This is a genomic window from Pseudomonas sp. SDO524_S393 (genome assembly GCF_054071875.1).
The window spans coordinates 16,318-39,966 of sequence record NZ_JBSVVZ010000036.1 but is presented as its reverse complement, the minus strand read 5'-3'; the positions used below and the strand labels follow the sequence as shown (position 1 = coordinate 39,966).

Below are 23,649 nucleotides of genomic sequence, written 5' to 3'. Positions count from 1 at the left end.
TAATGCGGCCCGTCTGCAAAGAGAGCGCTAAAAACCACACAACTATTTGATCCAGCTCTCTAAAATCGGTCGCCAAAGGCGTTATTGTGCTTTTCTCTTTAACGGCCGCTGCACCGCCGACTTGAACCGTAAAGGCCCGCGATCTCTTGACCAGCCCTCTTCTAGAAGCCCTAGCGCTCTCCTGTGAGCGCGACCTGCGCCTGTTGTTCGAACACCTCGACCTGCGCCTGGCGGGTGGCGACATGGTGCAGGTCAGTGGTCCCAACGGCAGCGGCAAGACCAGTTTGCTGCGTCTGCTGGCCGGCTTGATGCAACCGACGGCCGGCGACATTCGTCTCAACGGCAACCCCCTGCACGAACAACGCACCGAGCTGGCCCGCAACCTGATCTGGATCGGCCACGCCGCCGGCATCAAGGACGTGCTCACCGCCGAAGAAAACCTCAGCTGGCTCAGCGCCCTGCATCATCCGGCTTCCCGCGACGCCATCTGGCTGGCCCTGGCCGCCGTGGGCCTCAAGGGGTTCGAGGACGTTCCCTGTCACACCCTTTCCGCCGGCCAACAGCGCCGTGTGGCCCTGGCGCGCCTGTACCTGCCGGGCCCGCCGCTGTGGATTCTCGACGAACCCTTCACCGCCCTCGACAAACAGGGCGTCGCCCAGCTGGAAGACCATTTGGCCCGGCATTGCGAGCAGGGCGGTTCAGTCGTACTGACCACCCACCACACCCTGAATCGCCTGCCCGCCGGTTATCGCGAGCTGGACCTGGGACGGTGGTCGGCATGAGTGTATTTGCCCTGTTGGTCGCCCGCGAAGCGCGCTTGCTGTGCCGTCGTCCCGCCGAACTGGCCAACCCGCTGGTGTTCTTCGCGATTGTCATCGCGCTGTTCCCGCTGGCCGTCGGCCCCGAGACTAAACTGTTGCAAACCTTGTCTCCGGGGCTGCTATGGGTGGCCGCGCTTCTATCGGTGTTGCTCTCGCTGGACGGGCTGTTTCGCAGTGATTTCGAAGACGGCTCCCTGGAACAGTGGGTCCTTTCGTCGCACCCTTTGCCACTTCTGGTGCTGGCCAAGGTGCTGGCACACTGGGTTTTTTCCGGCTTGGCGCTAGTCTTGCTTTCGCCACTGCTGGCGATGATGCTGGGCTTGCCCGTCGAATGCCTGCCGGTATTGCTTCTATCCTTGTTGCTCGGTACGCCGGTGCTCAGCCTGTTGGGGGCGGTGGGCGCAGCGTTGACCGTCGGTTTGAAGCGGGGCGGCCTGTTGCTGGCCCTGCTGATTCTGCCTTTGTATATCCCGGTGTTGATCCTGGGCAGCGGTGCCTTGCAGGCCGCGCTCATGGGCATGCCGGCGAGCGGTTATCTCCTGTGGCTTGGCAGCCTGACCGCCCTGGCGGTAACCCTGACACCCTTTGCTATAGCGGCCGGCCTGAAGATCAGCGTCGGTGAATAATGAGGTCTGATCAAACGTTGTCTTGATCAGTAAAGACCCTGAGCTTCCCGCAACGATGGGAAGCCACCGTGATGGAAACAGCAATGAACTGGACCTGGTTTCACAAGCTCGGCTCGCCCAAATGGTTTTATGGCATCAGCGGCAAACTGCTGCCGTGGCTGAGCCTCTTCGCTCTCCTGCTGATCGGTATCGGCCTGGTCTGGGGCCTGGCCTTCGCACCGCCGGACTACCAGCAAGGCAACAGCTTTCGCATCATTTATATCCACGTGCCCGCCGCCATGCTGGCCCAATCCTGCTACGTGATGCTGGCCGTGTGCGGCGTCGTCGGCCTGGTGTGGAAGATGAAACTCGCGGACGTGGCCCTGCAATGCGCCGCGCCCATCGGTGCCTGGATGACCGCCGTGGCGCTGGTCACCGGTGCGATCTGGGGCAAACCCACCTGGGGCTCGTGGTGGGTGTGGGATGCGCGGCTCACGTCGATGTTGATTCTGTTGTTCCTGTACTTCGGTCTGATTGCCCTGAGCAACGCCATCAGCAATCGTGACAGCGCCGCCAAGGCCTGCGCGGTGCTGGCCATCGTTGGCGTGATCAACATTCCAATCATCAAATACTCGGTGGAGTGGTGGAACACCCTGCACCAGGGCGCCACCTTCACCCTCACCGAAAAACCGGCGATGCCCGTGGAAATGTGGGCGCCGCTGCTGCTGATGGTGCTGGGGTTCTACTGCTTCTTTGGCGCGGTGCTGCTGATGCGCATGCGCCTTGAAGTGCTCAAGCGTGAAGCCCGCGCCAGTTGGGTCAAGGCCGAAGTGCAAGCCTGCCTGGGAGCCCGTGCATGAGTTTTGCGTCCTTCAGTGATTTTCTCGCCATGGGCCACCACGGCCTTTACGTCTGGACGGCCTATGGCATCTGCCTGACCGTACTGGCCCTTAACGTCGCCGCGCCGATCCTGGCCCGCAAGCGTTACCTGCAACAAGAGGCGCGTCGTTTGCGCCGGGAGAGCGAAAAGTGAATCCGCTGCGTAGAAAGCGTCTGTTGATCATCCTGGCGATTCTGGCCGGTGTCGGCATTGCCGTCGCCCTGGCCTTGAGCGCCCTGCAGCAGAACATCAACCTGTTCTACACCCCGACCCAGATCGCCAACGGCGAAGCACCGCAGGACACGCGCATCCGCGCCGGCGGCATGGTGGAGAAGGGCTCGCTCAAGCGCTCTTCCGACTCCCTCGATGTGACCTTTGTGGTCACCGACTTCAACAAGGCCGTGACCATCACCTACCGCGGCATCCTCCCGGACCTGTTCCGCGAAGGCCAGGGCATCGTCGCCCTGGGCAAGCTCAACGCCGACGGTGTGGTGGTGGCCGACGAAGTGCTGGCCAAGCACGACGAGAAATACATGCCGCCGGAAGTGACCAAGGCCCTCAAAGACAGTGGTCAGCCCGCACCCGCCGCCCCAGCCAAGGAGGGCTAAGCCATGACATCCGTACTGTTTATTCCGGAGCTGGGCCAGTTGGCGATGATCCTCGCCCTGTGTTTCGCCGTGGTGCAGGCCGTGGTGCCGCTGCTCGGCGCCTGGCGCGGCGACCGCTTGTGGATGAGTCTCGCGCAGCCGGCGGCCTGGGGCCAGTTTGCGTTTCTGCTGTTCGCCTTCGGCTGCCTGACCTACGCCTTCATGACCGACGACTTTTCCGTCGCTTATGTCGCCAATAACTCCAACAGTGCGCTGCCGTGGTACTACAAATTCAGCGCGGTGTGGGGTGCCCACGAAGGTTCGTTGCTGCTGTGGGCGTTGATCCTCGGCGGCTGGACCTTCGCCGTGTCGGTGTTTTCGCGGCAGTTGCCACAGATCATGCTGGCCCGCGTACTGGCCGTGATGGGCATGATCAGCATCGGTTTCCTGCTGTTCCTGATCATGACCTCCAACCCGTTCAATCGCATCCTGCCGCAGATCCCGGTGGACGGCCACGACCTGAACCCGTTGCTGCAAGACATCGGCCTGATCGTGCACCCGCCGATGCTTTATATGGGCTACGTCGGTTTCTCCGTGGCCTTCGCCTTCGCCATCGCCGCCTTGCTCGGCGGGCGTCTCGATGCAGCCTGGGCGCGCTGGTCGCGGCCCTGGACCATCGTCGCCTGGGCCTTTCTCGGCATCGGCATCACCCTGGGTTCATGGTGGGCTTACTACGAACTCGGCTGGGGCGGCTGGTGGTTCTGGGACCCGGTGGAAAACGCCTCGTTCATGCCCTGGCTGGTGGGCACCGCGCTGATTCACTCCCTGGCCGTCACCGAAAAACGCGGCGTGTTCAAGAGCTGGACCGTGTTGCTGGCCATCGCGGCGTTTTCCCTCAGCTTGTTGGGGACCTTCCTGGTGCGTTCGGGTGTTTTGACGTCGGTGCACGCGTTTGCCTCCGACCCCGAGCGCGGCGTGTTCATCCTGATCTTCCTGCTGTTTGTGGTCGGTGGCTCCCTGACGCTGTTTGCGCTGCGCGCGCCGGTGGTCAAGAGCCAGGTCGGCTTCAACCTGTGGTCGCGGGAAACCCTGTTGCTGGGCAATAACCTGGTGTTGGTGGTGGCCGCCTCGATGATCCTGCTTGGCACCCTGTATCCGCTGGTGCTGGATGCGTTGAGCGGCGCCAAATTGTCCGTCGGCCCGCCGTACTTCAACGCGTTGTTCATTCCGTTGATGGGCCTGTTGATGGTGGTGATGGCGGTCGGCGTGCTAGTGCGGTGGAAAGACACCCCGGTGAAATGGCTCGCGGGCATGCTGATGCCGGTGCTGCTGGGCAGTGTGGCCATGGCGGTGATCGCCGGCATCGTTTATGGCGATTTCAACTGGGCAGTGCTGGCCACCTTCCTGCTCGCTGCCTGGGTATTGCTGGCGGGTGTGCGCGACATCGTCGACAAGACCCGCCACAAAGGCCTGATCAAGGGCCTGCCCAGCCTGACCCGCAGCTATTGGGGCATGCAGCTCGCCCACATCGGCATCGCCGTGTGCGCCCTGGGCGTGGTGCTGTCCAGCCAGAACAGCGCCGAGCGCGACCTGCGCCTGGCGCCGGGCGAATCCATGGACCTGGCCGGTTACCACTTCATTTTCGAGGGCGCCAAGCACTTCGAAGGCCCGAATTTCACGTCGGACAAAGGCACTGTTCGTGTCGTGCGCAACGGCAAGGAAGTGGCGGTGCTGCACCCGGAAAAACGCCTGTACACCGTGCAGAGTTCGATGATGACCGAAGCCGGGATTGACGCCGGTTTCACCCGTGACCTCTATGTGGCACTGGGTGAGCCTTTGGGGGACGGCGCGTGGGCGGTGCGGGTGCATGTGAAACCGTTTGTACGCTGGATCTGGTTCGGTGGTTTGCTCACCGGTTTTGGCGGCTTGCTCGCCGCGCTGGACCGGCGGTATCGGGTCAAGGTCAAGAGCCGGGTGCGTGAAGCCCTCGGCCTGCAAGGAGCGGCGGTATGAAGCGTGGGTTGATGGTGTTGCCGCTGGCGGCATTCCTGGTGGTGGCGGTGTTCCTGTATCGCGGGCTGTATCTGGACCCGGCGGAGTTGCCGTCGGCGATGATCGGCAAGCCATTCCCCGCGTTCAGCCTGCCGACGGTGCAGGGCGACAAAACCCTGACCCAGGCCGACTTGCTGGGCAAACCTGCGCTGGTCAACGTGTGGGGTACCTGGTGCATTTCCTGTCGCGTCGAACACCCGGTGCTGAACAAGCTCGCCGAGAAGGGCGTGGTGATCTACGGCATCAACTACAAGGACGACAATGCGGCGGCCTTGAAATGGCTGGCCGAATTCCACAACCCGTACCAGCTGGATATCCGTGATGAAGACGGCAACCTCGGCCTGAACCTCGGTGTGTACGGCGCCCCGGAAACCTTCTTTGTCGATGCCAAGGGCGTGATTCGCGACAAGTACGTCGGCGTGATCGACGAAGTGGTCTGGCGCGAGCAACTGGCCGCCAAGTACCAGGCTCTGGTCGATGAGGCCAAACCATGAAGCGTCTGTTAGCTGCTGCGGTGCTGGCGCTGGGCTTGGCCGGTATCGCCCACGCCGCCATCGACACCTACGAATTCGCCAACGACGCCGAGCGCGAGCGTTTCCGCGACCTGACCAAGGAGCTGCGCTGCCCCAAGTGCCAGAACCAGGACATCGCCGACTCCAATGCCCCTATCGCCGCCGACCTGCGCAAAGAGATCTTCCGCATGCTGGGGGAGGGCAAGGACAACCAGCAGATCATCGACTTCATGGTCGACCGCTACGGTGATTTCGTGCGCTACAAACCGGCCCTTACCGGCAAGACCGCGCTGCTTTGGTTCGGCCCGGCCGGGTTGTTGCTGGCCGGTGTGGTGGTGATGGCCGTGATCGTGCGCCGCCGCCGCGCCGCGCCGACTGATGGTTCCGACGCGCTCTCCCTCGATGAACGCAAACGCCTCGACCAATTGCTGGACACCAAGACTGATGATTGATTTTTGGCTTGCAGCAGGGTTGCTGCTTCTGATTGCCCTGAGTTTCCTGTTGATCCCTGTACTGCGCGACCGCCGCGCCCAACGTGAAGAGGACCGCACTGCGCTGAACGTGGCGCTGTATCAGGAGCGTGTGGCCGAGCTGCAAGTGCAGCAGGACGAAGGCGTGCTCAACGCAGCCCAACTCGACACCGGTCGCGCCGAGGCCGCCCGCGAATTGCTGGCCGACACCGAAGGTGTGGAAAAACCCCGCGACTCGCGCCTGGGCAAACCGTTGCCGTTTCTGGCGGCGTTTCTGGTGCCTGTGCTGGGGGTTGCGCTGTACCTGCATTTTGGCGCCAGCGACAAGGTCGAACTGACCCGCGAATTTTCCCGGCCGCCAGTGTCCATGGAAGACATGACCCACCGCCTGGAACGCGCCGCCGCTGCCCAGCCGGACTCGCCGGAGGGCCTGTATTTCCTCGGTCGCGCCTACATGGCTCAGGACCGCTCCGCCGATGCCGCCAAGGTGTTCGAACGCACCGTGGCGTTGGCCGGGCGCCAACCGGAATTGCTCGGCCAGTGGGCCCAGGCGCAGTACTTTGCCGACAACAAACAGTGGTCGCCCAAGGTTCAGGCGCTGACCGACGAGGCGTTGAAGCTGGACCCCAAGGAAGTCACCAGCCTTGGCTTGCTGGGTATCGCCGCCTTTGAAGACCAGCGTTATCAAGAGGCCATCGACTACTGGACCCGCCTGCTGGCCCAGCTGCCGCCGGAAGACGGTTCCCGTGCCGCCTTGCAGGGTGGCATCGACCGCGCGACCGAGAAGCTGAAAGCGGCGGGCGGCAATGTTGCGCAAAAGGCCGTGATGAAAGTCCGCGTGGACCTCGCCCCGGAGGTGAAGGCCAAGGCCCAGCCTGCCGACAGCGTGTTCATCTTCGCCCGCGCCGTCTCCGGCCCGCCGGCGCCTCTGGCGGTCAAGCGCGTGACGGTCGCCGAACTGCCGATCACCGTCGAGCTGGGCGACGGCGATGCGATGATGCCGCAGTTGAAACTGTCGAACTTCCCCGAAGTCCAACTGTTTGCGCGCATATCCCGGGCCGGTCAGCCAACCACTGGCGAGTGGATCGGCCGCAGCCAACCCTTGGCCAGCAGCACCACTGCGTTGCAGTCGCTGACCATCGACAGTCCGGACAAGTAAACCGAGGAAACGCCCATGACCGCATTTGCACGCATCACCTTGCTCAGCCTGGTACTCGGCCTGAGCGCTTGTGCGGTCCACCGGCCACCTCCCGGGCCGACCATCCCGCCGTCAGGCCCGTCGACCCAGCCGAGCACCAAACCGTCCGGCCCGGTCACCCCGGCGCCGAAACCGGTGCCGACCAAATCACCGACCTTCGCCCCACCGCCGGGCGCCGCCAGTCACTGGGACGGCAAGATGCAGGTGTACGTGCTCGACGAACAGCCCGACACCTTCTACCGCCAGCGTACCTACTACCGCTGGAGCAACGGCTGGAGCCGCTCCATCAGCCCGAACGGCCCGTGGGAAGAGACCAACGTGCAGGGCGTGCCGCCGGGGTTGAGCAAGCAGTACGCGCAATAAAAAAAGGCGACCTATTACAGGTCGCCTTTTTTGCGCCTTGAAATCCAATCTCTCAAACACTGGAGATCAAATGTGGGAGCGGTAACCATCAGGCCACGGGACACTCCCGATTCGGCGCTTCATCCGCGCGCGCAGTCGCTGACATTGCTCAAGGCAACTTCAGTACTGAGGTCGGGACGGACGGTGAAGATAATGTCGGATGGGGTATATGGGGTGTCATCCGAATTGGGTGGCGAAGGGTCAGGCGTGACTTTTTTCATAATGCAATGACTGGAATGCAGAATCCCTCAAGACAAATCAATCACTTGTAGTGAGCAGGCTTGCCCTGCGCTGGGCTGCGAAGCGGCCCCAAAACCTGGCGACGGGTTCTGCCTGAGTTAACGAGGTGGCCTTGTTGGGGCTGCTGCGCAGCCCAGCGCGGGACAAGCCCGCTCACCACAACAGCCCGCTCCACAACAGCCCTGCTCACTACAACAAACCAGCTCACCACTGGTGACTGCGGCGGCGTTGCAACCTTTCACAAAACCTTCATCCAACCGACCCCCTCCAGTCATGTGCAAGTAATAGCACTGACACCTCCCGCGCCTACTGTCGTTTGAACTCAAACGCAGCCCTCCCACGGCTGTTCAAACAAGACAGAGAAGCCCATGAATCACGCTATCCATGTCGATCACTTGAACAAGACCTTTGCGAAGAAATCCGCACTGGTCGACCTCGAACTCACCATTGCCGCGGGTGAGATGGTCGCGCTGATTGGCGCTTCCGGTTCCGGCAAGTCCACGTTGCTGCGCCACTTGGCGGGCCTGGCGTGCTGCGACAAGAGCAACGGCGGCAGCGTCAAGGTGCTGGGCCGGGAAGTGCAGGCCAGCGGGCGCTTGAACGGCAAGGTGCGGCGGTTGCGGGCGGACATCGGCTACATCTTCCAGCAGTTCAACCTGGTCAACCGCCTGAGCGTGCTCGATAACGTGCTGCTCGGCTGCCTGGGGCGCATGCCGCGCTGGCGCGGCAACCTCGGCCTGTTCAACGCCGAAGAGAAGGCGTTTGCCCTGGAGTCCCTGGCCCGTGTCGGCCTGGCGGACCTGGCCGGGCAGCGCGCTTCTACCCTGTCCGGTGGCCAGCAGCAGCGGGTGGCGATTGCCCGCGCGTTGACCCAGCGCGCCGAGGTGATCCTGGCCGATGAGCCCATCGCCTCCCTCGATCCAGAGTCGGCGCGCAAGGTCATGGAGATCCTCGCCGACATCAACCGCCGCGACGGCAAGACCGTGGTGGTGACCCTGCATCAAGTCGATTACGCCATGCGTTATTGCCCGCGCGCCGTGGCGCTCAAGGGTGGCCGCATTCATTTCGACGGGCAGGGCAGCGCCATGAGCAGCCAGTTTCTCAACGATTTGTACGGTGCCGATGTGGACACCAGCCTGATGTTTTCCGACCAGACCCGCCGCGCCGAAGCCATGCCACGGCTGGCCCTGGCGCGCGCTTGAAACCCTACTCACGACCCACAGGAAACCCTTCCATGTTGAACCGTATCGGCCACGTGTTTTTGTCTGCGGCGCTGTTGGCCAGCGCCGTGATGGGCAATGCCTTTGCTGCGGACAAAGCGATCAATTTCGGCATCATGTCCACCGAGTCCTCGCAGAACCTCAAGAGCATCTGGCAGCCGTTTCTGGATGACATGCAGAAGAAAACCGGCCTGACCGTCAACGCCACCTTCGCCTCCGACTATGCCGGCCTGATCCAGGGCATGCGCTTCAACAAGGTCGACGTGGCTTGGCTGGGCAACAAGGCGGCGATGGAAGCGGTGGACCGCTCCAACGGCGAGATCTTCGCCCAGACCGCCGCCGCCAACGGCGCCGCCGGCTACTGGAGCGTGTTGATCGTGCGCAAGGACAGCCCGATCAACAACGTCGACGACATGCTCAAGAACGCCAAGAACCTGACCTTCGGCAACGGTGACCCGAACTCCACCTCGGGCTACCTGGTGCCGGGCTACTACGTGTTCGCCAAGAACCACGTCGACGCCGCCACCGCCTTCAAACGCACCCTCAACTCCAGCCACGAGGTCAACGCCCTCAGCGTGGCCAAGGGGCAGGTGGATGTCGCCACCTTCAACACCGAAAGCTGGGACCGCCTGGAAGTCACCCAGCCGGACAAGGCCGCGATGCTCAAGGTGATCTGGAAATCGCCGCTGATCCCCGCTGACCCGATGGTGTGGAGCAAGGCACTCAGCGACAGCGAGAAGACCAAGATCCGCGATTTCTTCGCTCACTACGGCGACACCGATGAAGAGAAGGCGGTGCTGAAGAACATGCAGCTTGGCAAGTTCCTGGCGTCCAGCGATGACCAATTGTTGCCGATCCGCCAGCTGGAGCTGTTCAAGCAGCGCACCACCATCAGCGCGGATGAGCATCTGGAAGCGGCAGACAAGGCCAAGAAACTCGCCGACATCGATGCTGACCTGGCGAAGCTGCAACAGCGTATCAGCGATCTGGACAAAAAGACCGCGGCAAACGGCTAACCCCTGTGGAAGTTGGCTTTTGTGGGAGCCGGGCTTGCCCGCGATGCAGGCAACTCGGTCTGACAGTTAAACCGAGCCGATTCCATCGCGGGCAAGCCCGGCTCCCACATAAACCTTCCCCCCACACTTACCGAGAGTGATCCATGACGACTTTGCACGCTGAAGCGGTGGGTAAAAGAACCTGGCCCCAATACCTCGGCTGGGGCCTGTTCCTGGTCCTGCTGGCCTGGGCCTGGCGCGGCGCGGAAATGAACCCGCTGGCGCTGTACCGCGACTCCGGAAACATGGCGACCTTCGCCGCCGACTTCTTTCCGCCGGACTTCCACGAATGGCGCTCCTACCTCAAGGAGATGATCGTCACCGTGCAGATCGCCCTGTGGGGCACGGTGTTGGCCATCGTCTGCTCGGTGCCGCTGGGCATCTTGTGCGCCGACAACATCACCCCCTGGTGGGTCCACCAACCCCTGCGCCGGGTGATGGACGCATTCCGCTCCATCAACGAAATGGTGTTCGCGATGCTGTTCGTGGTCGCCGTCGGCCTCGGTCCCTTCGCCGGCGTCCTGGCCCTGTGGATCAGCACCACCGGTGTCCTCGCCAAGCTGTTCGCCGAAGCCGTCGAAGCCATCGACCCGGGCCCGGTCGAAGGCGTACGAGCGACCGGCGCCAGTGCCTTGCAGGAAGTGATCTACGGCGTGATCCCCCAGGTGATGCCGCTGTGGGTGAGCTATGCGCTGTACCGTTTCGAGGCCAACGTGCGCTCGGCCACCGTGGTCGGGATGGTCGGTGCCGGCGGCATCGGGGTGATCCTCTGGGAAAACATCCGCGCCTTCCAGTTCGTCCAGACCTGCGCGGTGCTGTTGGTGATCATCGTGGTGGTGAGCTGTATCGACGTGCTGTCCCAACGCCTGCGCAAGCAGTTCATCTGACGTCGGAGGGGTGCCCGCGAGGCGCTTTTTTTAAACATGCAGTTGTCTAGACAAGATGAGCCGGTGTACCGCGAACTCGCGGACATTCTGCGCCGTGAACTGAGCAACTACAGCGCCGGTGACTTCCTGCCCGGCGAGGTGCACATGGCCGAGCGCTTCGGCGTCAACCGCCACACCCTGCGCCGCGCCATCGACGAATTGGTGTTCGAAGGCAGCCTGTTGCGCCGCCAGGGCAAGGGCACCCAGGTGCTCGACCGCCCGCTGATCTACTCGATGGGTGCCGAGACGTCCTACAGCCAATCGCTGTCGGCCCAGGGCGTCGGTGTGCAGGCGGTGTTGCTCAAGCGCCGCTACTGCTACGCCAGCCGTGACGAAGCCCAGCACCTGGGCATCGCCGAAATGGCGCCGATGATCGAGCTGCAAACCCTGCGCAAGCTCGACCACCAGCCCGTCAGCCTGATCCGCCATCGCTACTGCGCCAGTCGCGCGCCGTTGCTGGCCGACTACAACGGCGGCTCGTTGCGCCACTACCTGCGTGAGCGTGACCTGCCGTTGACCCGTACCCAAAGCCTGATCGGTGCGCGTTTGCCCAACCGTGATGAAGCCGCGCTGCTGATGATGCCTCGGCACTTGCCGGCCCTCACCGTTTTTACCCTTTCCTGCGATCGCGATGGCCGCCCGGTGGAGCTGGCGCAGTCCACCAGCCGTTCGGATCGTTTCCAGTACCAAGTGGTGACTTGAAATGGAGTCCTCGATGAGCTTGTCCCCGCGTCAACACTGGATCGGCGTGCTTGCCCGCGCCCGGCTCAGTGAGCTGCAACCTCACGAAGCTGCGTTGAAAGACGCGGCTTACCAACTGATCCGCGCCCCGGAAATCGGCATGACCCTGGTGCGTGGCCGCATGGGCGGCAACGGGGCGCCGTTCAACGTCGGCGAAATGAGCGTGACCCGCTGCGTGGTGCGCCTGGCCGATGGCCGCACCGGTTACAGCTATCTGGCCGGGCGGGACAAGGCCCACGCCGAGCTGGCCGCCTTGGCCGACGCCCACCTGCAAGGCACGCAGCCGAGCCTTTGGCTCAGCGATTTGATCACCGCGCTGGCCAAGGCCCAGGCCGCCCGCCGCGCGGAAAAAGAAGCCGACACCGCTGCCACCAAGGTCGAGTTCTTCACGTTGGTGCGAGGAGAAAACTGATGAATGCGCAACTGTTGCAACCGGCCTTCGTCGACCCGGTGCTGGACGCCCAGCGTGGTTTTCGCGCTGCGCTCAATGCCCTGGCCGAGCCGGGCCTGATCCAGTATCTGCCCTCGGCCCCGCGCCTCGACGGCCTGGCCCCCGCCACCTATGCGCTGTGCCTGGCGCTGCTGGATGTGGACACGCCGCTATGGCTGGCGCCGGGCTTCGACACCCCGCTGATTCGCGCCAACCTGGCGTTCCACTGTGGTTGCCCGTTCACGGAAAACCGTGAAGACGCCGTATTCGCCCTGCTCGGTGAACACGACCTGCTCGACCTCGGCGGCTTCGACCACGGCAACGACCGCTACCCCGATCAGTCCTGCACCCTGCTTGTGCAACTCACCGACCTGGAATCCGGGCGCGGCCTGCTCTGGCGCGGCCCGGGCATCAAGGCCCAGCGCCAAGTGCACTTGCCGGTGCCGCAGGCGTTCTGGCTGGAGCGCCAGCGTCGCGAAGCCTTCCCCCGTGGCCTGGACCTGTTGTTTGCCGCCGGCCATCACCTGATCGGCCTGCCGCGCAGCAGCCGCATTGCAGAGGAGCGTGCCTGATGTACGTAGCCGTCAAGGGTGGCGAACAGGCCATCGACAATGCTCACCGCCTGCTGGCGAAAAAGCGCCGGGGCGATACCGCGATTCCGGAACTCAGCGTCACGCAGATCCGCGAGCAACTGCCTTTGGCCGTGGCGCGGGTGATGACAGAAGGCTCGCTGTTCGACGAAGAACTCGCCGCACTGGCCATCAAGCAAGCGGCGGGGGACCTGGTGGAAGCGATCTTCCTGCTGCGCGCTTACCGCACCACGCTGCCGCGCTTCAGCCCGAGCCTGCCGATCGACACCGCGCAGATGTCGTTGAGCCGGCGCCTGTCGGCCACATTCAAGGACGTGCCCGGCGGCCAGTTGCTTGGCCCGACGTTCGACTACACCCATCGCCTGCTGGATTTTTCGCTGCTGGCCGAAGGTGAATACCCCGGCCCGCAGACCACGCCCGAAGCGAATCTGGAGGCCTGCCCGCGTGTGCTGGGCCTGCTCGCCAAAGAGGGGCTGATCAAAAACGAAGCCGACGACAACGCCCGCGTCGCCGACATCACCCGCGACCCGCTGGAACACCCGGCCAGTCGCGCCGAGCGCCTGCAAGCGCTGGCCCGTGGCGACGAAGGTTTTCTGTTGGCGCTGGGCTATTCGACCCAACGTGGCTATGGCCGCAACCACCCGTTTGCCGGTGAGATCCGCATCGGTGACGTGGAGGTGTGGATCGACCCCGAAGAGCTGGGCTTCCCCATCTGCCTGGGCAGCATCGAAGTGACCGAGTGCGAGATGGTCAACCAGTTCGTGGGCTCGGCCACCGAGCTGGCGCAGTTCACCCGTGGCTACGGCCTGGCGTTCGGGCATGCCGAGCGCAAGGCCATGGGCATGGCGCTGGTGGACCGCTCGTTGCGTGCCGGGGAATACAACGAAGAGGTGGTGTCGCCGGCGCAGCGCGAGGAGTTCGTGCTGGCCCATTGCGACAACGTCGAGGCTGCGGGTTTTGTCTCGCACCTCAAATTACCGCACTACGTGGACTTCCAGTCCGAGCTGGAACTGATCCGCAAACTGCGCCAACCGGCCGAGGGCACCCGCCATGAATGACCTGACCCAGACACCGGTGCGTGACCCGGCGTACAACTTTGCCTACCTCGACGAGCAGACCAAACGCATGATCCGCCGCGCCTTGCTCAAGGCCGTGGCGATTCCCGGTTACCAGGTGCCGTTCGGTGGTCGCGAGATGCCGCTGCCTTACGGTTGGGGCACCGGCGGCATGCAATTGACCGCCGCGATTCTGGGCGCCGACGACGTGCTCAAGGTCATCGACCAGGGCGCCGACGACACCACCAACGCGGTGTCGATCCGCCGCTTCTTTGCGCGCACCGCGGGCGTTGCCACCACCGAAGCCACGCCGGAGGCGACGGTGATCCAGACCCGCCACCGTATCCCGGAAACGCCGTTGCAGGCCGGGCAGATCATGGTCTACCAAGTGCCGATTCCCGAGCCGCTGCGCTTTATCGAACCGTCGGAAACCGAGACCCGCACCATGCACGCCCTCAACGATTACGGGGTGATGCACGTCAAGCTCTACGAAGACATCGCCACCTTCGGCCATATCGCCACCAGCTACGCCTACCCGGTGATGGTCGATGAGCGCTACGTGATGGACCCGTCGCCGATCCCCAAATTCGACAACCCGAAACTCGACATGAGCCCGGCGTTGATGCTGTTCGGCGCCGGTCGCGAGAAGCGCCTGTATGCGGTGCCGCCGTACACCGAAGTCACCAGTCTCGACTTTGAAGACCACCCGTTCGAGGTGCAGAAGTGGGAACACACCTGCGCTATCTGCGGCAGCCATGAATCGTTCCTCGATGAGCTGATTCTCGACGATGCGGGAACCCAGAGCTTCGTGTGTTCCGACACCTGGTATTGCGCCCAACGGGTTCTGGAGAACAACCAATGAACCAGGTTCTTTTGAAGCAAAAAGCCGGCGCACCGCTACTGCAAGTGCGTGACCTCTCGCTGTTGTACGGCCCGGAGAAGGGCTGCCAAGGCGTCAGCTTCGACCTGTACCCCGGCGAAGTGCTGGGCATCGTCGGCGAGTCCGGCTCGGGTAAATCCACGTTGCTCTCGCTGTTGAGCGGGCGCCTGCCGCCGCAAGCCGGCAGCATCGGCTACCGCAGCCGGGACGGTGAGTGGCTGGACTTGTACAGCGCCAGCGAAGCCGAACGCCGCACCTTGTTGCGCACCGAATGGGGCTTCGTCGAGCAGAACCCCCGTGATGGTTTGCGTATGGGCGTGTCGGCGGGCGCCAACATCGGCGAGCGCCTGATGGCCCAGGGCGTACGCAATTACCAGCAATTGCGCGGTGCCGGGCTGGACTGGCTGGCCCAGGTGGAAATCGACCCGCAGCGCATCGACGACTTGCCGCGCACGTTCTCGGGCGGTATGCAGCAGCGTCTGCAAATCGCCCGCAACCTGGTCTCCAGCCCACGCCTGGTATTCATGGACGAACCCACCGGCGGCCTGGATGTGTCGGTGCAGGCGCGCTTGCTCGACCTGCTGCGCGGCCTGGTGCGTGAGCTGGACCTGGCGGTGGTGATCGTCACCCACGACCTGGCCGTGGCGCGCCTGCTGGCTGACCGCCTGATGGTGATGCGACGTTCGCGCGTGGTGGAAACCGGGCTCACCGACCAGATCCTCGACGATCCACAGCACCCTTACTCTCAACTGCTGGTGTCTTCGGTATTGCAGCCATGACAAATGCCTTGATCGAGGTCCGTGACCTCTCGAAAACCTTCACCCTGCACCAGCAGAACGGCGTGGTACTCAACGTGCTGCGCGGGGTGGATTTCAGCGTGCAGGGCGGTGAATGCCTGGTGCTGCACGGCCAGTCCGGCGCGGGCAAAAGCACCTTGCTGCGCACCCTGTACGGCAACTACCTGCCGGCGGGCGGCAGCATGCGTGTGCAGCATGCCGGCGAATGGCTGGAACTGGTGGGCGCCGAGCCCCGGGACATTCTGCAGGTACGCCAACAGACGCTGGGTTATGTCAGCCAGTTTCTGCGGGTGATCCCCCGCGTGGCATGCCTGGACGTGGTGATGGAGCCGGCGCTGGCCCGTGGCTGGTCCCGGGCCAACGCGCAGTCGCGTGCCGAGCATCTGTTGACCCGTCTCAACATTCCGCAACGCCTGTGGCAATTGGCGCCGGGCACTTTCTCCGGCGGCGAGCAACAGCGCGTCAACATCGCCCGCGGTTTCATGGTGGCCTGGCCGGTGATGCTGCTCGACGAACCCACCGCCTCCCTGGACGACCATAACCGCCAGGTGGTGCTGGAACTGATCAATGAAGCCAAGGCCGCCGGTGCTGCGCTGATCGGCATCTTCCATGACCGCGCCGCCCGTGAAGCGGTCGCCGACCGCCATTTCGACATGACCCCATCGCCTGTTGCCCTAGAGGAATACGCCCATGCCCGCTGAACAGATCCTCAGTAATGCTCAGATTGTCACGGCCGATCGTGTATTCCTGGGCTCGGTGGTGTTGCGCGACGGCAAGATCGTCGACCTCGCCGAGGGCCGCAGCCAATTGCCCCAGGCCCAGGACCTGGGCGGTGATTTCCTGTTGCCGGGGTTGGTGGAATTGCACACCGACAACCTGGAAAAACACATGACCCCACGCCCCGGCGTGGACTGGCCGTCGACGTCGGCGGTGCTCAGCCACGATGCGCAGATCATCGCCGCAGGTATCACCACCGTGTTCGACGCGGTATCCATCGGCGACGTGAACCCCAAGGGCAACCGCATGAAGAAGCTGCCGGCGATGCTCGATGCCATCGCCCAGGCAGAAGGCGCCGGCTTGACCCGTGCCGAGCACCACCTGCACCTGCGCTGCGAGTTGTGCCACCCGGATACCCTCAGTGTGTTCCGCGACCTGGTGGAAAACCCGTTGGTGCGGCTGGTGTCGGTGATGGACCATTCGCCGGGCCAGCGCCAGTTCGTACTCGAATCCAAGTACCGTGAGTACTACATGGGCAAGTACCACCTGAACGACGAAACCATGGATGCGTTCATCGTGCTGCAAAAGGCCAATTCCCTGGCGTACAGCGACCGCTACCGCGCGGCCATCGTCGAGCATTGCCTGGCGCGCGGGCTGTCGGTGGCCAGCCACGACGATGCGACGCTGGCCCATGTGGAAGAGTCGGCCCGCTACGGCATGACCATCGCCGAATTCCCCACCACGCTGGAGGCGGCGAAGGGTTGCCACGCGCTGGACATGAAAGTGCTGATGGGCGCGCCGAACGTGGTGCGCGGCGGGTCGCACTCGGGTAATGTGGCCGCCGCCGGCCTGGCGGCCGAGGGCTTGCTGGATATACTTTCCAGCGACTACTACCCGGCCAGCCTGTTGCAGGCGGCGTTCGTGCTGGCCGACCAGCAGGATGGCGGCGACCTGGCGCGGGCAGTCAAGATGATCAGCCTGGCGCCGGCACACGCCGCCGGCTTGAGTGATCGCGGTGAAATTGCCGTGGGCCTGCGGGCGGACCTGGTACAAGCCAGGCGTCGCGAAGGGCTGCCGGTGGTGCAACAAGTCTGGCGACAAGCGAAGAGGGTGTTTTGATGGCGGGCAGGTTGATCTATCTCATCGGGCCATCGGGTTCGGGCAAGGACAGCCTGCTGGATGCCGCACGCCCGCGCTTGGCCGAGCGCGGTTGCCGCATGGTGCGCCGCGTCATCACCCGCTCGGCGGAAGCGGTGGGCGAGGCGGCCCAGGGGGTGAGCGCGGAACAATTCGCGGTGATGCAGGCCGAGGGTGCGTTTGCCCTCAGCTGGCATGCCAACGGGTTGTCCTACGGGATCCCCCGCGAGATCGACGACTGGCTGGCGGCGGGAGAGGACGTGCTGGTCAACGGCTCCCGCGCGCACCTGGCCCAGACCCGCGAGCGTTATCCGAATGCGCTGGTGCTGTTGCTGACGGTGGATCAAGCCGTGCTGCGCCAGCGCCTGATCGCGCGGGGGCGTGAGTCGCTGGCGGACATCGACGCGCGGCTGGCGCGCAATGCGCGCTTCACCGCCGAACTGATCGCCGGCAATGGCGCGGGGCTGTTCGTACTGGACAATTCCGGGCCGCTGGCGCACACCGTCGAGCGCCTGCTGTGCTGCCTTGAACACGGGCAATCGGCGTGCGCCTGACGCTGCTCGGCACCGGTGACGCGCGGCAAGTCCCGGTGTATGGCTGCGACTGTGCAGCCTGTGCCCTGGCGCGCAGCGATGATCGCTTGCGTCGCCGCCCGTGCAGTGCGTTGATCGAATGCGGCGACCAGCGCTGGCTCATCGACAGCGGCCTGCCCGACCTCACCGAACGCTTCCCGCCGCGCAGCTTCAACGGGATTTTCCAGACCCATTACCACGCCGATCACGCCCAAGGGTTGTTGCACCTGCGCTGGGGGCAGGGACTGGTGATTCCGGTGCACGGCCCGGCGGACCCTGAGGGTTTGTCCGACCTCTACAAACACCCGGGCATCCTGGATTTCAGCCGGCCCTTCGGCGAATTTGAAACACGGCAGTTTGGCGAGCTGAGCGTCACGGCGCTGCCGTTGCAGCATTCCAAACCGACCCTGGGTTACCTGCTGGAAGGTGAGGGGCGACGCATCGCCTACCTCACCGACACAGTCGGCCTGCCACCTGACACCCTGGCCTGGTTGCAGCGCGAACCGCTGGACGTGCTGGTGCTGGATTGCTCCATGCCGCCCCAGCCGCAGGCGCCACGCAACCACAATGACCTGACCCTGGCGTTGCAGAGCATCGAGCAAACGGGCGCAACCCTGGGCGTGCTGACCCATGTGGGGCATACGCTGGATGCATGGTTGTTGCAGCATCGGCGCGAATTGCCCGGGCATGTGACGGTCGGTTGGGATGGCCGCGTGATTTAGCCGCGTTCCGGAAGTTTGATCGCTCCCACGCTCCGCGTGGGAGCGCCGCCATGGACGCTCCGCGTCCGCTTTTAAAGTCGTGACGCGAAGCGTCACAGGATGCGTTTCCACGCAGAGCGTGGGAACGATCGGCCAACATCCCGAAAAACAACCGTCGATCAGAGTCACGCATGCTGTGCTTGAGTAAATATAACTCTAGGGTTACTTTTCTCCGAGCCGAGCCAAGGAGGCATGGGTGCAAAGCAGGTTATTGATCAAGGAGCTTCAAGAGGCGGGTTGGGTGCTGGATCGTGTTACGGGCAGCCATCATCTTTTCACTCACCGCTATAGCCCTTACACGATTGCGGTGCCGCACCCCAGGAAGGACCTGCCGTTGGGCACTGTCCGAAGCATCAGAAAACGCGCCGGGCTGTTTGAGTTTCAAGGAGAGCATTCATGCAATACCCAATCTGTATCGAATGGGGTGATGACTTCACCGCCACCGGCATTCAGATCCCTGATATTCCGGGTGCGGTCACCGCCGGGGACAGTTTTGAAGAGGCTTACAAGGCTGCGGTGGAGGTCGCGCACATCATGCTGCAAGAGATTGCCGCAGAGGGCAGGCCGATACCTATGCCCACGTCGGTGGCCAATCACCATGTGCACGAGGATTACGCCGGTATGGGCTGGGGCATGCTGGAGTTGGACATCTCGCCCTATCTGGGCAAAACCGAGAAGGTCAACGTGACCTTGCCCGGTTATGTCATCCAGCGCATCGACCGGTATGTGCGGGAGCACAAGGTCAAAAGCCGCTCGTCATTTCTGGCGGATGCGGCGTTGGAGAAGTTGGTACGTTCTTAAGCGGTAGCGGCTACAGCCTGGCGCGACGCGCTCAGAAACCGCAACAACGCCACCAACGGAAATGCACTGCCCACCGCCATCACTGCCAGCCAGCCGCCGTGTTCGTACACGCTGCTGGCGATGGCCGAGCCGAAGGCGCCGCCCACGAAAATGCTGGTCATGTACAGCGCATTCAGGCGGCTGCGGCTGTTGGCATCCAGTGCGTAGATGGCGCGTTGGCCCAGCACCATGTTCATCTGCACGCAGAAGTCCAGCACCACGCCGGTCACCGCCAGGCCGATCACGCTGTACAGCGGGTGCACGAAGGCCGGCAGAAAGCTGAGTGCGGCAAACAGCATGGCCAGCAGCGACGCGCGGTGAGTATGGCCGGCATCGGCCAGGCGACCGGCGATGGGCGCGGCGATGGCGCCCAAAGCCCCCACCAGGGCAAACAGGGCGATCTGGCTTTGGCTCAGGCCGTGGTTACGCGCCAGTTCCAGGGGCGCGGCGGTCCAGAACAGGCTGAAGGTGGCGAACATGCCGCCCTGGTAAAACGCACGCTGGCGCAGCACCGGTTGCTTGCGCAACAGGGTGCCCAGGGAACGCAGCAATTGGCCATAGCTGGCGCTGTGGTCGGGCTGGCGCTTGGGGATGGTGATCAGCAGCACCACGCTGATGAACGCCATCAACCCTGCGGCGGCCATGAACATCGCACGCCAGCCGAAGTGATCCGCCACCACGCTGGACACTGGCCGTGCCAGCAGAATGCCCAGCAACAGGCCACCCATGATGCTGCCGACCACGCGGCCACGGGACTCTGCAGGCGCCAGGTGCGCGGCCAGCGGGATCAGGATCTGCACCGACACCGAACTGAAGCCGATCAACAGCGACACCAGCAGGAACAGGTTCGGCTGCTCGGTGAAGGCCGCGCCCAACAGGCTGGCGATGGCGAGCACGGTGGTGCTGATCATCAGCTTGCGGTTTTCCAGCAGGTCGCCCAGGGGCACCAGGAAAAACAGGCCAAGGGCATAGCCGATTTGTGTGAGGGACACGATCAGGCTGGCCAGCGCCGGCGTCAGGCCGACATCCGGGGCGATCAGTTCGATGATCGGCTGCGCGTAGTAGATGTTGGCAACGATGGCGCCGCAGCAGAACGCAAACAGCATCACCATGCTCCGGGTCATGGTGGTTGTAGCGTGGGAATGAGCGTTCATGGTGTTCTCATAAAGGCGAAGGAAAGTGGTGTGCGAGCGTAAAGACAACACCGTAGCCAGAGTAGGCCGCTGGCAGTGATATCACTCATGCCTGGTATTGATGAGTGAATCGTTAACTTTCTGCGCGAAGGCTGATGATACATTCAGACACAACTGTCGAAACAGGAAATCCACTGCGATGAAGATCACATTGAACAAGATGCTCCTGGCTTCAACCCTGGCCGCCGCGATGGCGATGGGCCTGGCCAACGCCGCCGAAGCCCCGCGTGTGGGCGTGCGCGGGGCCATCACCGAGGTGGACGGGGATGCGATTCACGTCAAGGTCAACAGTGGCGAAGAGGTCACCGTACACCTGACCCAGGACACCCAAGTGCGCGCCGTTACCCTGGCCAAAATCGATGAAATCAAGCCTGGCAGCTACATCGGCTCTGCCGCGATGCCCAATGCGGACGGCACCCTGACCGCGCTGGAAGTGCACGTGTTTCCACCGGCCATGGCGGGCACGGGCGACGGGCACCGCGCGTTCGACCTGAAAGAAGGCAGCAGCATGACCAACGGCACTGTCGGCGATCTGGTGGTGAGCAACGGACGCACCTTGACCGTGAAGTACAAGGGAGGGGAGCAGAAGATCGTCGTGCCGGAGGACGTGCCGATCGTCAACCTGGAACCGGGTGATCGCAGCTTGCTCAAGGCGGGGGTGAAGGTGGTGCTGTTTGCGGCGAAGGGCGCGGATGGGACGATTACGGCCCAGGCCATATCGGCGGGCAAGGATGGCGTGACGCCACCGATGTAGCTGACGAACACAAAAAATGTGGGAGCTGGCTTGTTGGGTCGCCGCGTCGCTGCGAAGACGGCGGCACAACTGACGGAGCTGTCGACTGTCCCAGCGCTTTCGCAGCCTCGCCGGGGCTCGACAGCTCCCACAGGTGACTTGCAGTGGCTGGGAAAACGCTGTCAGCAGGGCCATCGCGCCGGGCACTTTCTTGCCAACAACAGAGATTCAATGTGGGAGCAGGCAAGCCAGCTCCCACAAGGGACGGTATTACTGACCGTTGTAGATCTGGTCGAAAACGCCACCATCATTGAAGTGAGTCTTCTGCACGGTGCGCCAGTCACCGAAGGTCTTCTCCACCGACAGGAACTCGACTTTCGGGAAACGATCGGTGTACTTGGCCAGTACCTTCGCATCACGCGGGCGCAGGTAGTTGTTGGCGGCGATTTCCTGGCCTTCCGGCGACCACAGATATTTCAGGTAGTCTTCGGCGGCAGCGGCGGTGCCTTTCTTCTCGACGACTTTATCGACCACCGATACAGGCGGCTCGGCTTCGGCGGACACGCTTGGGTAGATCACTTCGAACTGATCGCGGCCGAATTCACGGGCGATCATTTCCGCTTCGTTTTCGAAGGTCACCAGCACGTCGCCGATCTGGTTGGTCATGAACGTGGTGGTGGCGGCACGGCCACCGGTGTCGAGTACCGGCGCTTGTTTGAACAGCTTGCCGACAAAGGCCTTGGCCTTGTTTTCGTCACCGCCGTTCTTCAGCACATAACCCCAGGCGGACAGATAGGTATAACGGCCATTGCCCGAGGTTTTCGGGTTCGGCACGATCACTTGCACGCCGTCTTTCAACAGGTCCGGCCAGTCCTTGAGGGCTTTGGGGTTGCCCTTGCGCACGATGAACACGGTGGCGGAAGTGAACGGCGCGCTGTTGTTCGGCAGGCGAGTGACCCAGTTGTCCGGCACCAGTTTGCCGTTGTCGGCCAGGGCGTTGATGTCGGTGGCCATGTTCATGGTGATCACGTCAGCCGGCAGGCCGTCGATCACCGAGCGCGCTTGCTTGCTGGAGCCGCCGAAGGACATCTGCAAGGTCAGTTTGTCGTTCGGGTGCTCGGCTTCCCAGTGTTTCTGGAAGGCGGCGTTGTAGTCCTTGTAGAAGTCGCGCATCACGTCGTAAGAGACGTTGAGCAGGGTGACAGGGGCCGCTTGCACGGCGCCCGCCAGGGCAAGGCCGGCGGCCAGGAGAGAGGCGCTAACGAGTTTTTTCACTGCTCATTCCTTGTTGTTCGAGAAGGGGATCGATTGAGTGGGGGCATTTTGCCAGCGACTATAGCGGGCGGCGCATAGACGTTTAAAGATTAAAACGCACTTTGCTTATTCCAATTTACGGAAGAGGGCATTGCCACAGCGAGCGCAGAACGCTGCGTTGGCTTCATGGCTGTCCTTCTTGCACACCGGGCAGTCGTGCTTGAGTTGTTCGCCACGCATGGCGCTCGCCAGTTCAGCGGTAAAAATTCCGGTGGGTACGGCAATGATCGAATAACCGGTGATCATCACCAGCGACGAAATCACCTGGCCCAGCGGGGTCTTGGGGACGATATCGCCGAAGCCGACGGTGGTCAGGGTCACGATGGCCCAGTAGATGCCTTTGGGAATGCTGGTAAAGCCGTGTTCCGGACCTTCGATCACGTACATCAAGGTGCCGAACACTGTGACCAGGGTGCACACGCTCACCAGGAACACCACGATCTTCTGCTTGCTGCCGCGCAGCGCCGCCATCAGGTAATTGGCCTGCTTGAGGTACGGGCTGAGCTTGAGCACACGGAAGATGCGCAGCATGCGGATGATGCGGATGATCAACAGGTACTGCGCGTCGCTGTAGTAGAGCGCGAGGATGCCGGGCACGATGGCCAGCAAATCCACCAGCCCGTAAAAACTGAAGGCATAGCGTAGCGGTTTGGGCGAGCAGTACAGCCGCAGCCCGTATTCGATCAGGAAGACGAGGGTGAAGCCCCACTCGATGTAGGCCAGTACATCGGCGTAGTTCTGGTGGATTTCGTCGATGCTGTCGAGCATCACGATCACCAGACTGGCAAGGATGATCAGCAGCAGGATGCCGTCAAAGCGTCGCCCGGCGCGGGTGTCGCTCTGGAAAATCATCACGTAGAGCCGCTGGCGCCAGTCGTTGCTGCTGTCCATAAATCCCGCCTGAATCGAATTTCGAGCAAG

28 protein-coding genes and 1 pseudogene are annotated in these 23,649 nt (G+C 63.1%); 26 read left to right on the top strand and 3 right to left on the bottom strand.

Going from position 1 to position 23,649, the window contains the following annotated elements; all coding sequences use genetic code 11:
• Positions 1-146 precede the first annotated feature (146 nt).
• The 25 genes and pseudogenes from ccmA to ACW9IB_RS17010 all read left to right on the top strand — a co-directional run bounded on the left by ccmA (position 147) and on the right by ACW9IB_RS17010 (position 19,449).
• Positions 147-782: a cytochrome c biogenesis heme-transporting ATPase CcmA gene (gene ccmA, locus ACW9IB_RS17130; protein WP_457414590.1), complete on the top strand. Its 636-nt coding sequence runs from the start codon at positions 147-149 to the stop codon at positions 780-782.
• Complete coding sequence (gene ccmB, locus ACW9IB_RS17125) at positions 779-1,447, top strand: heme exporter protein CcmB (protein ID WP_457367636.1); 669 nt, start codon at positions 779-781, stop codon at positions 1,445-1,447. The genes ccmA and ccmB overlap by 4 nt, the downstream gene beginning before the upstream one ends.
• 83 nt (positions 1,448-1,530) lie before the next feature.
• A complete protein-coding gene (locus ACW9IB_RS17120; protein ID WP_457414589.1) occupies positions 1,531-2,286 on the top strand; it encodes a heme ABC transporter permease in 756 nt (251 codons plus the stop codon).
• Positions 2,283-2,459 (top strand): heme exporter protein CcmD, encoded by a 177-nt coding sequence (gene ccmD / locus ACW9IB_RS17115; protein ID WP_457367634.1) that lies wholly within the window; start codon positions 2,283-2,285, stop codon positions 2,457-2,459. Before ACW9IB_RS17120 ends, ccmD begins: the two co-directional genes overlap by 4 nt.
• The gene (gene ccmE, locus ACW9IB_RS17110) at positions 2,456-2,914 is read left to right on the top strand and encodes a cytochrome c maturation protein CcmE (RefSeq protein ID WP_457367633.1); all 459 of its coding nucleotides are present in this window, start codon (positions 2,456-2,458) and stop codon (positions 2,912-2,914) included. The genes ccmD and ccmE overlap by 4 nt, the downstream gene beginning before the upstream one ends.
• A gap of 3 nt (positions 2,915-2,917) precedes the next feature.
• Positions 2,918-4,906 carry a heme lyase CcmF/NrfE family subunit gene (locus tag ACW9IB_RS17105; RefSeq protein WP_457414587.1) on the top strand — a complete coding sequence of 663 codons (1,989 nt, stop codon included), beginning with the start codon at positions 2,918-2,920 and terminating at the stop codon, positions 4,904-4,906.
• Positions 4,903-5,439: a DsbE family thiol:disulfide interchange protein gene (locus ACW9IB_RS17100; RefSeq protein ID WP_457367631.1), complete on the top strand. Its 537-nt coding sequence runs from the start codon at positions 4,903-4,905 to the stop codon at positions 5,437-5,439. The genes ACW9IB_RS17105 and ACW9IB_RS17100 overlap by 4 nt, the downstream gene beginning before the upstream one ends.
• Positions 5,436-5,909 (top strand): cytochrome c-type biogenesis protein, encoded by a 474-nt coding sequence (locus ACW9IB_RS17095; protein ID WP_457367630.1) that lies wholly within the window; start codon positions 5,436-5,438, stop codon positions 5,907-5,909. The genes ACW9IB_RS17100 and ACW9IB_RS17095 overlap by 4 nt, the downstream gene beginning before the upstream one ends.
• Positions 5,902-7,086 (top strand): c-type cytochrome biogenesis protein CcmI, encoded by a 1,185-nt coding sequence (ccmI, locus tag ACW9IB_RS17090; RefSeq protein WP_457414585.1) that lies wholly within the window; start codon positions 5,902-5,904, stop codon positions 7,084-7,086. The genes ACW9IB_RS17095 and ccmI overlap by 8 nt, the downstream gene beginning before the upstream one ends.
• Positions 7,087-7,101: 15 nt before the next feature.
• Positions 7,102-7,488 (top strand): hypothetical protein, encoded by a 387-nt coding sequence (locus ACW9IB_RS17085; protein ID WP_457414583.1) that lies wholly within the window; start codon positions 7,102-7,104, stop codon positions 7,486-7,488.
• 647 nt (positions 7,489-8,135) lie between these two features.
• The gene (gene phnC, locus ACW9IB_RS17080; protein ID WP_457367627.1) at positions 8,136-8,969 is read left to right on the top strand and encodes a phosphonate ABC transporter ATP-binding protein; all 834 of its coding nucleotides are present in this window, start codon (positions 8,136-8,138) and stop codon (positions 8,967-8,969) included.
• 32 nt (positions 8,970-9,001) lie between these two features.
• On the top strand, positions 9,002-10,003 hold the full coding sequence (gene phnD / locus ACW9IB_RS17075; protein WP_457414582.1) for a phosphonate ABC transporter substrate-binding protein: 1,002 nt from the start codon (positions 9,002-9,004) through the stop codon (positions 10,001-10,003).
• Between the two features lie 143 nt (positions 10,004-10,146).
• Positions 10,147-10,929: a phosphonate ABC transporter, permease protein PhnE gene (gene phnE, locus ACW9IB_RS17070; RefSeq protein WP_457414581.1), complete on the top strand. Its 783-nt coding sequence runs from the start codon at positions 10,147-10,149 to the stop codon at positions 10,927-10,929.
• 36 nt (positions 10,930-10,965) lie between these two features.
• Entirely contained in the window at positions 10,966-11,670 is a 705-nt protein-coding gene (gene phnF / locus ACW9IB_RS17065) for a phosphonate metabolism transcriptional regulator PhnF (RefSeq protein WP_457367624.1), read from the top strand.
• 13 nt (positions 11,671-11,683) lie between these two features.
• Positions 11,684-12,121 (top strand): phosphonate C-P lyase system protein PhnG, encoded by a 438-nt coding sequence (gene phnG / locus ACW9IB_RS17060; protein ID WP_457414579.1) that lies wholly within the window; start codon positions 11,684-11,686, stop codon positions 12,119-12,121.
• Positions 12,121-12,711 carry a phosphonate C-P lyase system protein PhnH gene (phnH, locus tag ACW9IB_RS17055; RefSeq protein ID WP_457414577.1) on the top strand — a complete coding sequence of 197 codons (591 nt, stop codon included), beginning with the start codon at positions 12,121-12,123 and terminating at the stop codon, positions 12,709-12,711. Before phnG ends, phnH begins: the two co-directional genes overlap by 1 nt.
• Positions 12,711-13,787: a carbon-phosphorus lyase complex subunit PhnI gene (locus ACW9IB_RS17050; protein WP_457367621.1), complete on the top strand. Its 1,077-nt coding sequence runs from the start codon at positions 12,711-12,713 to the stop codon at positions 13,785-13,787. The genes phnH and ACW9IB_RS17050 overlap by 1 nt, the downstream gene beginning before the upstream one ends.
• Positions 13,780-14,646 (top strand): alpha-D-ribose 1-methylphosphonate 5-phosphate C-P-lyase PhnJ, encoded by an 867-nt coding sequence (locus ACW9IB_RS17045; protein WP_457414576.1) that lies wholly within the window; start codon positions 13,780-13,782, stop codon positions 14,644-14,646. The genes ACW9IB_RS17050 and ACW9IB_RS17045 overlap by 8 nt, the downstream gene beginning before the upstream one ends.
• On the top strand, positions 14,643-15,443 hold the full coding sequence (gene phnK / locus ACW9IB_RS17040; protein WP_457414574.1) for a phosphonate C-P lyase system protein PhnK: 801 nt from the start codon (positions 14,643-14,645) through the stop codon (positions 15,441-15,443). The genes ACW9IB_RS17045 and phnK overlap by 4 nt, the downstream gene beginning before the upstream one ends.
• Entirely contained in the window at positions 15,440-16,162 is a 723-nt protein-coding gene (phnL, locus tag ACW9IB_RS17035; RefSeq protein WP_457414573.1) for a phosphonate C-P lyase system protein PhnL, read from the top strand. Before phnK ends, phnL begins: the two co-directional genes overlap by 4 nt.
• On the top strand, positions 16,152-17,297 hold the full coding sequence (locus ACW9IB_RS17030; protein ID WP_457367617.1) for an alpha-D-ribose 1-methylphosphonate 5-triphosphate diphosphatase: 1,146 nt from the start codon (positions 16,152-16,154) through the stop codon (positions 17,295-17,297). Before phnL ends, ACW9IB_RS17030 begins: the two co-directional genes overlap by 11 nt.
• Positions 17,297-17,869: a phosphonate metabolism protein/1,5-bisphosphokinase (PRPP-forming) PhnN gene (gene phnN, locus ACW9IB_RS17025; protein WP_457414571.1), complete on the top strand. Its 573-nt coding sequence runs from the start codon at positions 17,297-17,299 to the stop codon at positions 17,867-17,869. Before ACW9IB_RS17030 ends, phnN begins: the two co-directional genes overlap by 1 nt.
• Positions 17,860-18,609 carry a phosphonate metabolism protein PhnP gene (phnP, locus tag ACW9IB_RS17020; RefSeq protein WP_457414570.1) on the top strand — a complete coding sequence of 250 codons (750 nt, stop codon included), beginning with the start codon at positions 17,860-17,862 and terminating at the stop codon, positions 18,607-18,609. The genes phnN and phnP overlap by 10 nt, the downstream gene beginning before the upstream one ends.
• A gap of 235 nt (positions 18,610-18,844) precedes the next feature.
• Positions 18,845-19,024: pseudogene (locus ACW9IB_RS17015) on the top strand (type II toxin-antitoxin system HicA family toxin); the annotation flags it as partial.
• A gap of 20 nt (positions 19,025-19,044) precedes the next feature.
• Entirely contained in the window at positions 19,045-19,449 is a 405-nt protein-coding gene (locus ACW9IB_RS17010) for a type II toxin-antitoxin system HicB family antitoxin (RefSeq protein WP_457367613.1), read from the top strand.
• On the opposite strand, the gene ACW9IB_RS17005 is transcribed toward ACW9IB_RS17010, so the two are convergent.
• Positions 19,446-20,642, bottom strand: coding sequence for an MFS transporter (locus ACW9IB_RS17005; RefSeq protein ID WP_457367612.1), 1,197 nt, complete (start codon positions 20,640-20,642; stop codon positions 19,446-19,448). The genes ACW9IB_RS17010 and ACW9IB_RS17005 overlap by 4 nt on opposite strands.
• Positions 20,643-20,820: 178 nt before the next feature.
• Here ACW9IB_RS17005 and ACW9IB_RS17000 point away from each other — a divergent pair, with 178 nt between their 5' ends.
• Positions 20,821-21,435: a DUF5666 domain-containing protein gene (locus ACW9IB_RS17000; RefSeq protein ID WP_457414568.1), complete on the top strand. Its 615-nt coding sequence runs from the start codon at positions 20,821-20,823 to the stop codon at positions 21,433-21,435.
• A 249-nt stretch (positions 21,436-21,684) separates the two neighbouring features.
• On the opposite strand, the gene ACW9IB_RS16995 is transcribed toward ACW9IB_RS17000, so the two are convergent.
• Positions 21,685-22,689: a sulfate ABC transporter substrate-binding protein gene (locus ACW9IB_RS16995; protein WP_457367610.1), complete on the bottom strand. Its 1,005-nt coding sequence runs from the start codon at positions 22,687-22,689 to the stop codon at positions 21,685-21,687.
• 105 nt (positions 22,690-22,794) lie between these two features.
• Positions 22,795-23,619 carry an ion transporter gene (locus ACW9IB_RS16990; RefSeq protein ID WP_457367609.1) on the bottom strand — a complete coding sequence of 275 codons (825 nt, stop codon included), beginning with the start codon at positions 23,617-23,619 and terminating at the stop codon, positions 22,795-22,797.
• Positions 23,620-23,649 lie beyond the last annotated feature (30 nt).